The organism is Nostoc sp. DedQUE07, from assembly GCF_034530975.2.
In the GTDB taxonomy this organism is placed as follows: Bacteria; Cyanobacteriota; Cyanobacteriia; order Cyanobacteriales; family Nostocaceae; genus Nostoc.
Genome location: NZ_JAVRCC020000002.1, coordinates 250999 through 263707, shown reverse-complemented (window position 1 = coordinate 263707; position 12709 = coordinate 250999). Strand labels below are relative to the sequence as shown.

At 40.2% G+C, this 12709-nt stretch carries 12 protein-coding genes; 7 read left to right on the top strand and 5 right to left on the bottom strand.

Going from position 1 to position 12709, the window contains the following annotated elements; genetic code table 11:
• Nucleotides 1-229 precede the first annotated feature (229 nt).
• The 7 genes from RMZ95_RS02395 (at nucleotide 230) to RMZ95_RS02365 (ending at nucleotide 5898) form a co-directional block, all read left to right on the top strand.
• Nucleotides 230-484, top strand: a complete 255-nt coding sequence (locus tag RMZ95_RS02395; RefSeq protein ID WP_289797304.1) for an RNA-binding S4 domain-containing protein — start codon at nucleotides 230-232, stop codon at nucleotides 482-484.
• 47 nt (nucleotides 485-531) lie between these two features.
• Entirely contained in the window at nucleotides 532-948 is a 417-nt protein-coding gene (gene arfB / locus RMZ95_RS02390) for an alternative ribosome rescue aminoacyl-tRNA hydrolase ArfB (RefSeq protein ID WP_289797303.1), read from the top strand.
• Between the two features lie 49 nt (nucleotides 949-997).
• Nucleotides 998-1174, top strand: a complete 177-nt coding sequence (locus RMZ95_RS02385) for a hypothetical protein (protein WP_322683420.1) — start codon at nucleotides 998-1000, stop codon at nucleotides 1172-1174.
• 791 nt (nucleotides 1175-1965) lie between these two features.
• Nucleotides 1966-2850: a lipid kinase gene (locus RMZ95_RS02380; protein WP_322683419.1), complete on the top strand. Its 885-nt coding sequence runs from the start codon at nucleotides 1966-1968 to the stop codon at nucleotides 2848-2850.
• 124 nt (nucleotides 2851-2974) lie between these two features.
• Complete coding sequence (locus RMZ95_RS02375) at nucleotides 2975-3580, top strand: exopolysaccharide biosynthesis protein (RefSeq protein WP_322670823.1); 606 nt, start codon at nucleotides 2975-2977, stop codon at nucleotides 3578-3580.
• 628 nt (nucleotides 3581-4208) lie between these two features.
• A complete protein-coding gene (locus tag RMZ95_RS02370; protein WP_322683418.1) occupies nucleotides 4209-4766 on the top strand; it encodes a hypothetical protein in 558 nt (185 codons plus the stop codon).
• Between the two features lie 355 nt (nucleotides 4767-5121).
• Nucleotides 5122-5898 (top strand): SDR family oxidoreductase, encoded by a 777-nt coding sequence (locus RMZ95_RS02365; protein WP_322683417.1) that lies wholly within the window; start codon nucleotides 5122-5124, stop codon nucleotides 5896-5898.
• Between the two features lie 165 nt (nucleotides 5899-6063).
• Here the strand turns inward: RMZ95_RS02365 and RMZ95_RS02360 are convergent, their stop codons facing one another.
• The 5 genes from RMZ95_RS02360 to kaiC form a co-directional block, all read right to left on the bottom strand.
• Nucleotides 6064-6843: a photosystem II S4 domain protein gene (locus tag RMZ95_RS02360; protein ID WP_322683416.1), complete on the bottom strand. Its 780-nt coding sequence runs from the start codon at nucleotides 6841-6843 to the stop codon at nucleotides 6064-6066.
• A gap of 206 nt (nucleotides 6844-7049) precedes the next feature.
• Nucleotides 7050-7559, bottom strand: coding sequence for a hypothetical protein (locus tag RMZ95_RS02355; protein WP_322663882.1), 510 nt, complete (start codon nucleotides 7557-7559; stop codon nucleotides 7050-7052).
• A gap of 306 nt (nucleotides 7560-7865) precedes the next feature.
• On the bottom strand, nucleotides 7866-8243 hold the full coding sequence (locus tag RMZ95_RS02350; protein ID WP_322670819.1) for a hypothetical protein: 378 nt from the start codon (nucleotides 8241-8243) through the stop codon (nucleotides 7866-7868).
• Nucleotides 8244-8721: 478 nt separating this feature from the next.
• Nucleotides 8722-10980 carry a TolC family protein gene (locus RMZ95_RS02345; protein WP_322687903.1) on the bottom strand — a complete coding sequence of 753 codons (2259 nt, stop codon included), beginning with the start codon at nucleotides 10978-10980 and terminating at the stop codon, nucleotides 8722-8724.
• Between the two features lie 103 nt (nucleotides 10981-11083).
• Nucleotides 11084-12646: a circadian clock protein KaiC gene (gene kaiC / locus RMZ95_RS02340; protein ID WP_322683414.1), complete on the bottom strand. Its 1563-nt coding sequence runs from the start codon at nucleotides 12644-12646 to the stop codon at nucleotides 11084-11086.
• Nucleotides 12647-12709: the final 63 nt, after the last annotated feature.

Below are 12709 nucleotides of genomic sequence, written 5' to 3'. Positions count from 1 at the left end.
CTTTGGCTTGAGAGGTTGTTTGAAAAGTGGTTGACTGTGCTTTTAATTGCGTTTTTACCCCCCTTAATCCCCCCTTATAAAAGGGGGAAACAAGAAAAATCCGGTTCCCTCCCCTTTACAAGGGGAGGGTTAGGGAGGGGTAAAAAAATATTTGATACATCAATCATGACTTTTCAAACATCCTCTGAGAAGACCACGATACAATTAAGATTGTGTACATTTATTTACTATGAAGAAAATTAGAGACAACACAATTAAGTTAAATCAATTTTTAAAGTTGATGGGTATAGTGCCAACTGGAGGGCAAGCCAAGCTGATGATTCAAGGTGGTGATGTCCAAGTAAACGGGATGCTGGAAACTCGACGAGGACGGCGACTAGTACCGGGCGATAAAGTGACAATCCAAGGACAGACTTTAGAAGTGAATTTGAACAACAATGAAGACCCAGATGTAATGATAGATTTAGCCGAGCAAACCGAGTAAAAAAAGTTTATCCCAAAGTTACAAGTTTCTTTTTTGCCTTGTGAGTAATGCTGCAAATTTCCAATAATGTTATTATCCCACAGACTGAGATTGAAATTACTGCGATTCGCTCTCAAGGAGCAGGAGGACAAAATGTAAATAAAGTTTCTACCGCTATCCACTTGCGCTTCGATATTGCGGCTTCATCATTACCAGATTATTATAAACAACAGCTTTTAAAGCTCAACGATCGCCGCATTAACCAAGAAGGAGTAGTTGTAATTAAAGCCCAGGAACATCGAAGCCAAGAGAACAATCGCGAGTCAGCCTTGAAACGACTTCAAGAACTCATTCAAAGCGCAGTTGTCGTAACAATCAAACGCAAACCCACTAAACCAACTCGCAGTTCTCAAAGAAAACGCCTTGACCACAAAAGTAAGCGCGCACAGATTAAATCTAACAGAAGACAGGTGACAGATTGTTAATTCATTGATTATTTGTAGAGAACACACATATTATTCAATATGAAAAAAGATGAATAAGACATTACTAAAGATTTTGATGTTTGCGCTTTTAATCTTGTTTATCATCTCTCCCTTTGCGGCCCTTACAGGTTTAATGCTTGTAGTGTTAGTTGCGGCATTTTTCTTTTTACTAGGGGACGTGTTTCAAGCAATTATTGGTCGCAACACCGACCCGAAAAAGTCATAAAACCAAAATTCCAAATCAAGATAGGGATTTCTCGCCGTTAAGCAACCAACTAGCGCCGTATTGGATTCAACACAGAAGCGCTATAAACAGCGTTCGTCTCGTTCCCAGTCTCAGACTGGGAATGCTGTTCTAGAGGCTCCGCCTCCCGAACTCGCGGCAGCAGCCCAATTGAAGTGCATTTCCAGCCAAGAGGCTAGAAACAAGAGTTTGACAAAGCTTTTAGCTTAAGTTGACACCTATGAACATTGTTGTGCCCTTACAAATACAGAACTTACGCAACTGGCACATTATTTTCAGTTCGTAGTGTACCCCTCCGGGGAAGCAAGCTACGCGTAGCGTCTCACAGAGAGGACTTTAGTCCTCAAAATAAGGGCTAAAACCCTTACTACAAACTACAAATCCGATTTTTTTGTGACACTTGCGTAAGTCCTAAAATAATCTGTACCTCACAAAGTTGCAATCTACTGTAAATGTATCTATTTTAATGAAAAATATCTCTTGCGTTTGGCATAATAATATTTGAACAACTCGCTATTTGATAAATAAAAACACCTAAAATTCATTTAACTGAGGAGTAATAATTATATTTGTTGAAGATAAACACACTGAGGTCTAGTAGAGCTAAACTAAAGAAAAAGAAAAATTAAAAATTAATAGTCACAATATAATAAATGTTATGAAAATGAATTTGTAATAACTTTCATCACAGCCTAAACACTTTTTTAAAGTCAACATCAAACGAATACATACATGCGGATAATTGGACATATCAACAACAAAAGGTACTACCCATGAGTTCCCGCGCACTGCTGTTAGTAAATCGTCATGCTCGTCAAGGGCAAAAGGGTCTATCGGAAGCGATTCAAAGTCTGAAAACATTAGGCTTTGATTTAATTGAGGAGTCTACAGAAGATCCCAAACATCTTGCTGAAGTTATACTTCGCCATAAGGATCGAGTTGACTTGGTAATTATTGGCGGAGGAGATGGTACTCTAAATGCTGCCGTAGATGCTTTAATTGAGACTCAGTTACCTTTGGGAATCTTGCCTCTGGGAACTGCCAACGATCTAGCGAGAACTTTGGGAATCCCAAATACCCTCAACGAAGCTTGCAAAATTATTGGAGATGGACATTTACAGCGTATCGACTTGGGTTGTGTGAATGGCAAGCACTTTTTTAACGTTGCCAGTATGGGATTGAGTGTAAAAATTACCCAACGACTTACCAAAGAAGTTAAGCGCCGCTGGGGAGTATTTGCCTATGCTGCCACTGCATTGCAAGTGCTTTTGGAAGCCAGACCTTTTACAGCAGAAATTACAATCAACGGTGAATTGGTTCGCGTCAAAACAGTTCAAATTGCAGTCGGTAACGGCCGCTATTACGGTGGTGGTATGGCAGTGGCTGACGATGCCACAATAGACGATCAAAGGCTAGACCTTTATAGCTTGGAGATTGAACACTGGTGGCAGGTTATATTATTATTACCCGCAATGCGACGAGGGCGACATATACATTGGCAGAGTGTACGCTCCCATCAAGGTCAAGAAATAGAGATACATACTCGCAAACCTCGCCCTATCAATACAGATGGTGAAATTACTACCTACACACCTGCTCATTTTCGGGTTATACCTAAAGCTATAGCTGTTTTTGTACCCCCAGAAAGCAAGAGTTAGGAGTCATTCAATTTTAGATTTTAGATTTTCCTGAAATTCAAAATCTAAAATTGGCAAAGTTTAGAAGTTATTCTCTCTCATCTTCCTCTACTACAAAGAGGGAACTCGCATCAACTCACGCCAAATGCATCTGAGATTTTCTCAAGATATAAAATCCCTGTTGCAACGCCTAGCCGAACAACCACTGACTCTAGGCGATATTCTGACAGAAACCTCAGAACGGGGCTTCAGTCTGGTAATTACATTATTAGTTTTGCCTTTTTTGCTTCCTATGCCACCGGGATTAACTGGCCCATTTGGTGGTGCTTGTTTACTGTTGTCAGTGCAAATGGTTTTAGGAAGGCGATCGCCTTGGCTACCGAAAAGAATCGCCAACTACAAATTTCCTCGTTCCTTCGCCCAGTTACTTTTGCAAAATTTGGGACGGCTTACCAAAGTTTTCCAGAAAATCGCCCGTCCTCGATTAGCAAAAATAGCTCATAATCCTTTGGTTTGGCGAATTAATGGGTTTTGTATCTCTTTATTAACAGTATTACTAATATTACCAATTCCGTTTACAAATCCTATCCCGACTATCGGTATTTTACTTTTAACTGTTGCCACTATCGAATCTGATGGTTTATTAATTTGCATCAGTTACGGTATTACTGCCGTGATTACTTTGCTGTTTGGATTTATTGGTTATGCTTTGTGGTTAGCTCCCAGTTTACTGCCATCGATATTAAAATAATAAAAACCTTCAACTAAAAGCTGAAGGCTGGAAATTTTTAGGGTGCATCTACTATTTATTAATCCGCTTTATTTATTGCCATATCCGGGAAAATTAGACTTTTAATAAAATTTATTTTTTTCGCGAAAAAAGTATGAGCAATAAAAAAGCCTCCAGCTTTTGGCTGAGGGCTGTAAATTCTTAGGGTGCATCTACCATTTATTAATCCGCTTTATTTATTGCCATATCCGGGAAAATTAGACTTTTGAGTAAATTTATTTTTTCAGAATAAAAAATATCAGCCATAAAAAAAGCCCTCAACTAAAAGCTGAAGGCTGTAATTTAATTAAGGTGCATCTACTATTTATATATCCGCTTTAGTTATTGCTGCATCAGGAAGAATTGAAAAAAATGGATGGCTGTGGAATTGATTTCGTTAGCTAAAACGGTAGTACTGGACTCAATCAGGATTACCTACGGTATTTGACTAGGTAATCATTGACTAACTTCACATTAATTTTACAATTATTTCAATTTTCCTCTGAATATACAAAGTTTCTGTTAATATCTCTGATTCGATATCCGCAATAGTACGAATTTAGTTTATTAGTTGGGTATATGACTATGAAAGTTAGATAGACCCAACTTGATGAAGCGATCGCAATTTCTATTAGCCCTTGCTAGTCTTAGTATTGTCGGGGGAAGCTTTTTTCTGAGAACAACTTTTAACAGTACTAGCGAGCCTAAAATTATAACTGATACATCACGCTACAAAGAAATTCGTAATCAACTATGGTCTGAAAATGACCAAATAAAACATTTTCCTAATGAGATTCCCCCTGATGCTAAAGACGTTCGCATCGCTTACTCTCCCAAAGTTTTGCAAGGAAGTAGTTTTTTTCAAATTAGGTTAAAAGAGCCACCAAAGAAGATAGAAAAATTACTTTCACAATATAGAAATAGTGCCAAGCATAAATATATAGGTGGTGACACAAACGACCACATAAACCAACCTAACGGTGTGCCGACAACTTTCTTCTATACTAGTGATTCTCCTACAGAATCTTTTCCAGCTACTTATGAAATATTGGTATTAAATACAGATGACAAAGGTAGACCTGGCTTTAAGTGGAATCATGGAGACAGCTACGGCGTTGCTATTAATAGTTCCACTTCAGAAATTATCTATTGGTCTGAAAAATGGTAATTGGCAATTCAAAATGAATTTGAATGGCTATTATAAAAATCATTATTTGTGACCGAATTAGACGAAGCCAATGGAAGCAGATATTTTCTAATCTTAAGCATTTGGACTCTAAATTTGTATTTAAGTGGTTGCGCCAAGACGCAGAATGACCAGAAAAAATCGACTCGTCTATTCAATATACAGATGAAGAAGATTTAAGAATCTCCCATATCGGTATATTTGGAGAATTAATATAGTTTCCAAAAGTCACTAAATCTTGCTTTTACCCTTTTGGATATATCACTTTGGGTAGTTAAAATTTATAGTCAACATAGCTAAGATTTATAAGTGCTTAAAAATTATCTGAATATGTAGAATGTCAACTGCTTTAATTACTGGTGCCTCTAGTGGTATTGGTAAAGCCTTTGCTCAAGAACTAGCTGCACGCAAGACAAATCTTGTACTCGTTGCTCGTTCTGAAGAGAAACTAAACCAATTAGCTAAACAACTACAAGAACAATACAACATTCAAATAGATGTTATAGTAAAAGACCTCACAGAACCTAATGCAGCAGCTAGTGTATTTGATGCCACAAAATCAAAGGGATTAACCATTGACTTATTAATCAACAATGCTGGTTTTGGTTCCTATGGCGATTTTGCTGAAGGAGATGGAGAAAAACAAGTCAAAATCGTACAATTAAACATTTTGGCATTGGTAGATTTAACCCACAAATTTTTACCATTGATGCGGCAACGTCGTTCTGGAAGTATTATTAACGTATCCTCGATTACCGCATTTCAACCAATACCATACCTTTCTGTTTATGCTGCTAGTAAAGCTTTTATTCTCAGCTTTAGTGAAGCATTATGGGCAGAAAATTATCAGTATGGTGTCCGTATTTTAGTGACTTGTCCAGGGCCAATAGAAACAAACTTTTTTGCAGAAGCTAATTTTCCTCCAGCGCTGGCAGGTAGTACAGATAAAGTTTATTCTTGCGAAAAAGTGGTTTGGGAATCTTTAGAGGCTTTAGAAAAAGGCTATCCAACTGTTATTAGCTCTGATAGTACTACTCAAATTAGAAGCAAATTATCTCGGCTTGTACCGCGCAAACTTCTACTGAATATGTTAGCGAAACGTTTTAAAGCCTAAGTATTAAGTATCTATTTAGGAATAGAGACATGATTCATCGCGTCTGTACAAGAGTTTGGAGTTAAGAGACGCGATGAATCGCGTCTGTACAAGAGTTTGGAATTTGAAGTTAAATAAACTGATGTATTTAAAACTACTCACTCCTAACTTTTCACTCCTCACTTATTACATATATCTTGTTAATTGAACTCGGTAACGCTCTTTTTTGGTAACGGCTATTTCTCCAACCTCTAAACGCCCTTTAGAGCGAATGGCGATTAAGTCGCCTGATTTGACTTGAGAACTAGCTTGAGTAACTTCCTTCCAATTGACGCGGACATCACCAGCATCGATGAAATCAACCATTTTGCTGCGGGACATACCAAAACCAGCAGATGCGATCGCATCTAATCTTAAAGAAGCCTCCACAGTAGTTAATTCTTTTTTCTTGGGTTCCCGAACCTTTAATTCTGTTAGCTCAATCTGCTGAGTTTTCACAGGAACCGATCGCACCTGTTTGAGGCTCATGGACAAAAATTCCACCAATTCTGGTGCAACAATCGCCTGCGCCCCCCGTTCTCCTAAGACAATCACATCTCCCGTCTTTTCGCGAACAATTCCCGTCCCTAACATTGCGCCTAAAAAGTCGCGGTGAGAGGCGGTATCAAATAGGAAATTACCTGCAATTTCTACAGCTACAAGGCTGACTTGAGATCGATCTAACGGAAGTTCCGAACGAGCGATCGCTATTCTTTGGCGTTCAGCTTGCGGATATCCACCCCACGCAACTAATTGCACTTCTGTTAATCGGTTAAACACTCGTTGAATTTCTGCCAATTCTGGGGGAGATAGAAAATCTGTCAAAACCACTTCCCAAGTTTTGATCGCTTGCTCTGCTTGATCGATTGCACGAGCTACACTATCTCGATTTTCAACACCTTTTAAAAGTTCTTCTCGTGGCAACATTCTTAAAAATTATCAGTTATTAATTGAGAATTAATTTGCTATAACTATCTTGATTCTAGCTTTAATTCCCATTTCTATAGTTCTTGTCCAGATTGGGTTAGCCTTTCTACTTGAGATTTGTTGGCGATCGCAGCGGCTGACGCTATCTTCAAAGAACAGGAAAGTAACTCAAGCCGCTGTGTCGCGATCTGTAAACTATGATTTATTCAATACACAGTATTTGTATCGGCATAACCTTGGATATTTTCTGGATCGAACTGACGTAATATTTTGGTTGCTTGGCGAGTCAGAGTTTCAGAACCTTGAACGGCGACTAAATATTTACCTGCATCTAAGCGGTTGCGATAAGGTAAAGCATCACCACCACCTACAAGTAAACCGACTCCGCCACCGACAAAGACACCACCCATTGCACCACTAGCAGCACCCAGCAGTCCGCCAACAATGTGATTGCCAACTTCACCCGCCCAAGCAAAAGTATCTAAACCAGTAATCAGGCTGAATGTAAAACCTGCAAAAAAGCCAAATGGTATCAGCCAAGTTGCCATTTGTTTTGCTTGCTTTTTAGCCTGTTCTTTGGGGTCAATTAAGCCAAACTCGTCAGCCGTTTTATACCCTCTTCCCAAAATAGTGCTGTTAATGCCTTCTTTTTCTAAAGCTAAGTAAGCAGCTTCGGCTTGAATGCGGTCTGGTAATACGGCAACAAGGTAATTCATTGATTTTACAATTTGTCTAAATTTGTTTAATAGAAGTTTTGCCTTAATTAACAGCGTATCAGTCCTGGTGGATTGAACCTCGCATGACTAGAAGTCATACACCTGAATTACTCCAAGACTTACATCAGAAGTTACGAGGCTCACATCTTGCACCAAAGCACTAGAAGGACTACACAAACGCAGTGAAAGTCTTCCCACAGGCTAGTCTGTCTGCACGGACTAGGGTCAGATTAAGAGCTTTGAAGCCCCTTTGCGTCTATGTTTGCGTAGCCGCGATTTTAATCTCACGATTAAAACGCGGGCCGATCATTTTAGCAAATCTAGTGGCTCACAAAAATTGTTTACGCCTTGCTTGAGGACATATAGCAAAACTGGCGTTGCCAAAATCTTAGGAAATGTTGGCGTTGTTTTTAGATGTTCCATCATCTTCACAAGAGAAGTATTAAGCAAATCTTCTCGATATTCTGGTTCGCAAACGACCACACGCCATTTTCTAGCCAAGGCATCTAACCACTCGGAATTTGCTCTTTCTGGTTGTTGTCCTGCTCGGATAGCTAGCGTCATCGCTGCATCTTCCAAATCTCCATCACAGTCTTCAATTAAATCCAGCGCTTCCATATCGCTAGGATCGTCTGCCAATTGAGAGCGAAACTGTGCAATTTCTTGAGATGTTACTTTAGTCATGAGTCTTTGACAAGGCAAGCGAGCGAACACTCAGTTATGTTAGTCCAAATTTGACTATAGCGCTTATCTGTTAAGTCCAATACATATCTCACAAAAACAACTCTCAATACTGCTGGGGTTTTGGATTTTTAACTCGGAATTGGATTTGGGGAAAAGGTTACTGGGTTTAGGTTAAAGGTTTTTTCTTTCCCCTTTTCCCCAAAACCCGACAAGTATTGAAACAACTCTTTCCCTTCAGATTTTGTTGGCGTAATTCTTTAGCGATCGCTAAAGAATTTCTCAAAAATTACAATTTACAATATTGCTTTTTGGACTAAAAAGCCTCATCTTTCCAGTTAATACACTGAATAAATGAGGCTTTTAGCTAGCTTTTTATCAAAAACATTACTGGAATCTGCGATCCTCTGATAGAAGGTGCAAAGTGGATTACAAAACACAACAGCAATCAAAAATACTGATTCAGTTGAGTTTCAGCTAATTAGCGGAATGCTCTGAGGGTAACAGACCGTTGTAACTGAGCTAAAGCGCGGTTGTAATCCAAAATTGCTGTAACTCGATTACCTTCAGCTTGTGTGAGGTCGTTTTCAGAGTTAATCACATCAGTTTGAGTACCTACACCAGCTTGGAATCGCAAACGCGCTAAACGTAGAGCTTCCCTGGCTTGTTCTAAAGCGGTATTAGCGGTTTGAACATTCTCCAAACTAGATTGCTGGGTAGAATAAGCTTGTTCTACCTGAAACCGAATTTGGTTGCGCTGTTCAGCAAATTGAGTTTCTGCGATCGCAATATTAGCTCTCTGTTGAGATGCTCTTGCTCTTGCTGCTCCGCCATCAAACAAACTTAGGGTTGCCCTAACTCCGAATGAATAACCATCAGTAACGCTGACATTATCATTGAACTGATCGAGCAGGTCGTAGCTGGCGACCAAACTAACTTGGGGGCCCAGTTCTGCAAGAGCCTGTCTACGCTGTTGCTCACTAGTATTGCGTTGTGCCAAAAACTGTTGCAGTTCCGGACGATTTTGATAAGCCAACACAATACTTTGTTCTAGGGTTGGGTTCCAAAGACCAGCTAATTGTACAGGGTCAGCGGCACTGATATTTATTCCTTGCGGCAAACTTATCCGAGTTGCTAATTGACGACGGGAAATCAACTGCTGGGATCTAGCATTAGTTAAATTTTGTTGGGCATTTGCTAAATTCACCTGCGATCGCAACACATCAAACCGCGTACCAACCCCAGCTCGCTCTAAAGCTTCTGCATCACGCAAACTAGCTTCAGAGTTCACCACAGCCGACTGACTAATGCGTACTTGTTCATCCGCTTGTTGCAAATTGTAGTAGTCAGTAGCAACATTCAAACGGATTGTCTCAGACTGAGTTTCTACAGCAAGCTCATAGTAACGTACCTGTTCTTCAGCCGCTCTGATGCTAGCTTGCACTCTCCCAGAACTATAAAGGTTATATGAAAGTTGTGCTTGACCAGAAAAAGATGTACTGGGTCGATCTTGGTTAGCGGCAAACGGTCCGCTTAATTCGTTCTGAAGTTGACCGCTAGAAGATTGACCACGAGTCAGATCCGTGCTAAGTCCCAGAGTGGGCAATAAAGCAGCTTGTGCCTCGCGTAGAACCGCTCGATTGCGTTCTAGCTCCAATAAGGACACCTGTAGATCGCGATTGTTACGCCGTGCCAACTCCAGAGCCTGTGCCAAAGTAATCGGCTGATTTCCTTGAAGTTGCACCTCCTCCGGTTTGGTGGGAAATTGCAGGGGATTTGAGTTAGGAATTAGGTTCTCTGGAACTTGCACCGACCCTGACGGCACAGGAGTTACGGTTCCTGGCACAGTAGAAGGTTGCACCGACCCTGACGGCACAGGAGTTACGGTTCCTGGCACAGTAGAAGGTTGCACTGAACCTCCTGGTGCAGGAGTTACAGTTCCTGGCGCAGTGATTGGCGTCGAACCTCCTGGTGCAGGAGTTACAGTTCCTGGCACAGTGATTGGCGTCGAATCTGTCGGAATCGTGGTATTACTCTGAGCCAAGCGACCAATAGCATTTTGTTGTAAGCAGGTGCTTGAGGTTAGCAGCAAAGTCAAGGAGTCAGTTTTGCTTTTGCTCAACTCCTGTGGACACCTCTGCGCTGACAACAGTTTTGCTGCTCCTGCACCTGTCGCTGAAGTTTGTAAAAATGTTTGCAACTGAGTAACAGTATTTATCTTTTGAACCACTGGCTGCTGTGCAGAAGACAGGGACAAAATTTCTTTTTGGACAGATGGGGTTTTTGAAGTATAGTTGGGAACTAGTATCTTCTTTAATTTCTGCCCAGAAGCACTCGAATTACTCTGTTTTTGGTTCTTTTGAGCTTGGGAAGAATTAGAGGTAGGTGTCAAACTAAAAAATCTACCTTTATCTTTCTTAAGTAGTTGTTTTATTGGCACAACAGTATTTTCAGCCGTAAATACTGGAATACTGTTATTACTTAAAGGTTTCACACTAAGTTTAGTAAAACCCAAAGCAGGTACTAGGGTTGGAACACTAACATTTGCACTGTTAGGCAGTTGCCTATTTTTTATGGTATCCACAACCAAGCCTTGACCATAAGTAGAAGTCAAAACACTAGGAGAAGATGCCAGTTGTATCCCAGTTAGTTTCGCAGTACCAGCCCAAGCAGGCTGAGTTGTTAAAACTGCTGCCGTTACACCAGGTAAGAAGCTATAAAATAATTGCTGTCCTTTCACCGCATCCCTCACACGAAAATCAATCTAGCGGCAGAAAACCTTTCTTCACCACAGAATATAGCACGATACTAAACTTAGGAAAGAATATACTACGATACTAAATTTAGGGTTCGGAACTCTGTTTGTCTTCAAAACGTCTAACAATGCGAGAAAGTTCCGCCTTTTCATCGATATTAACGCGAGTAGGAGCACCGCTGATAATCCGTTCGTAGTTTCGGAAAGAATCTTTAATTTCGGGCCCATCAGCAGTAATATTATACTCACGAATGCCTTTATCATGCCAAGACCCGCGCATTTTGAATACGTTAATTGCCCGCGACATTTCTCCACGAATTTCTACGTACTGTAACATCAGAATTGTATCGGTAATCGTGGAAATGTGAGAGTCAGTAATCGAATGCGCTCCTAGAAATTGGTCGGTTGTGTTGGTAAAAAAACCAGTAATTTCTTCTTGTTTAGCATAACCTGTCACACCAATTACAAACTGCCGAAATGCATTATTCGTAACTCCTCTAGCTAGTGCTGATAAAGAATCAATGGCAATCCGAGCAGGTTTGAAAATAGCAATTTCTGATTTAATAATTTGTAAGTGGTCTTCTAAACCAGTTGATTCAGGATAGGTACAAATTATTTTGAGTAAACCTTGATCTTCTAATTCTTCAAAATCAATTCCCCAAGAGGAAGCATTACGAGATAGTTGGGCGCGTGACTCTTCATAAGCAAATAATATCGCCTGTTCTCCATTGAGACAGCCATCTTGAATAAATTTGCTTACTAACAGGGTTTTACCAGTACCTGTAGCTCCTGTCGCCAAAATAATTGAATCTTTAAAGAAACCCCCACCGCACATTTCATCTAAAGTTTTGACGCCAGAAGATACCCTGACATTAGAAGAACGTTGAGTCAAGCGCATTGCTCCGAGTGGGAAGATGTTAACTCCTTCATTAGTAATTGTGAAGGGATATTCGCCTTTCATGTGAGTTGTGCCGCGCAATTTGAGAATTTCAATTGTGCGGCGGCGGCGTTCTCCTTCTAAAGCGTTGCGAACAATTACTACATTATCGGAAACAAATTCTTCCACTCCAAAAGAGGCAACAGGCCCGTATTCTTCACTACGTTCAGTGGTAATTAGAGTGGTGACACTCAGTAGTTTGAGACGTGCTACCAAACGAAAAATTTCGCGTCGCACTACTCCCATCGCTTCATACTGCTGAAATACTGCTGTTATTGAGTCGATTGAAACTCGTTTAGCTTTGTATTTGCGGATGGCATATTGCAAGCGCTCAATGAGTGCAGAAAGGTCAAAATTTCCCACGATATCTTGACCTTCTGGATCGGGAGATGCATCAAGAATAAACAACTTGCCTTCTTCAATTAAGCGGGGCAAGTTCCAACCAAAAATATTAGCATTTTTAATAATATCACTCGGTGATTCCTCAAAGGTTACAAATACTCCTGCTTCATCAAAGTAGGTGATACCGTTATAGAGAAACTGAAGAGAGAATAAGGTTTTACCTGTGCCGGATGTACCACTAATCAAGGTAGTTCTAGCAATTGGTAAACCACCATGACTAATATCGTCAAACCCTTCGATCATCGTCCGAATTTTTTCTACACCCCTAATTATCGGTGGTTGTTTTGGTTCTACTTGCTCTTTTTCACTCATTGCTCAATCACAAAAGGGGATTAAAACCTGTTTTTTTATTACTAAAATTTTGAATTAATTTTT

Coding starts and splice junctions, on each gene's coding strand:
- RMZ95_RS02395 (WP_289797304.1), top strand. CDS start 230: ATGAAGAAAATTAGAGACAACACAATTAAGTTAAATCAATTTTTAAAG.
- arfB (WP_289797303.1), top strand. CDS start 532: ATGCTGCAAATTTCCAATAATGTTATTATCCCACAGACTGAGATTGAA.
- RMZ95_RS02385 (WP_322683420.1), top strand. CDS start 998: ATGAATAAGACATTACTAAAGATTTTGATGTTTGCGCTTTTAATCTTG.
- RMZ95_RS02380 (WP_322683419.1), top strand. CDS start 1,966: ATGAGTTCCCGCGCACTGCTGTTAGTAAATCGTCATGCTCGTCAAGGG.
- RMZ95_RS02375 (WP_322670823.1), top strand. CDS start 2,975: ATGCATCTGAGATTTTCTCAAGATATAAAATCCCTGTTGCAACGCCTA.
- RMZ95_RS02370 (WP_322683418.1), top strand. CDS start 4,209: ATGAAGCGATCGCAATTTCTATTAGCCCTTGCTAGTCTTAGTATTGTC.
- RMZ95_RS02365 (WP_322683417.1), top strand. CDS start 5,122: ATGTCAACTGCTTTAATTACTGGTGCCTCTAGTGGTATTGGTAAAGCC.
- RMZ95_RS02360 (WP_322683416.1), bottom strand. CDS start 6,843: ATGTTGCCACGAGAAGAACTTTTAAAAGGTGTTGAAAATCGAGATAGT.
- RMZ95_RS02355 (WP_322663882.1), bottom strand. CDS start 7,559: ATGAATTACCTTGTTGCCGTATTACCAGACCGCATTCAAGCCGAAGCT.
- RMZ95_RS02350 (WP_322670819.1), bottom strand. CDS start 8,243: ATGACTAAAGTAACATCTCAAGAAATTGCACAGTTTCGCTCTCAATTG.
- kaiC (WP_322683414.1), bottom strand. CDS start 12,646: ATGAGTGAAAAAGAGCAAGTAGAACCAAAACAACCACCGATAATTAGG.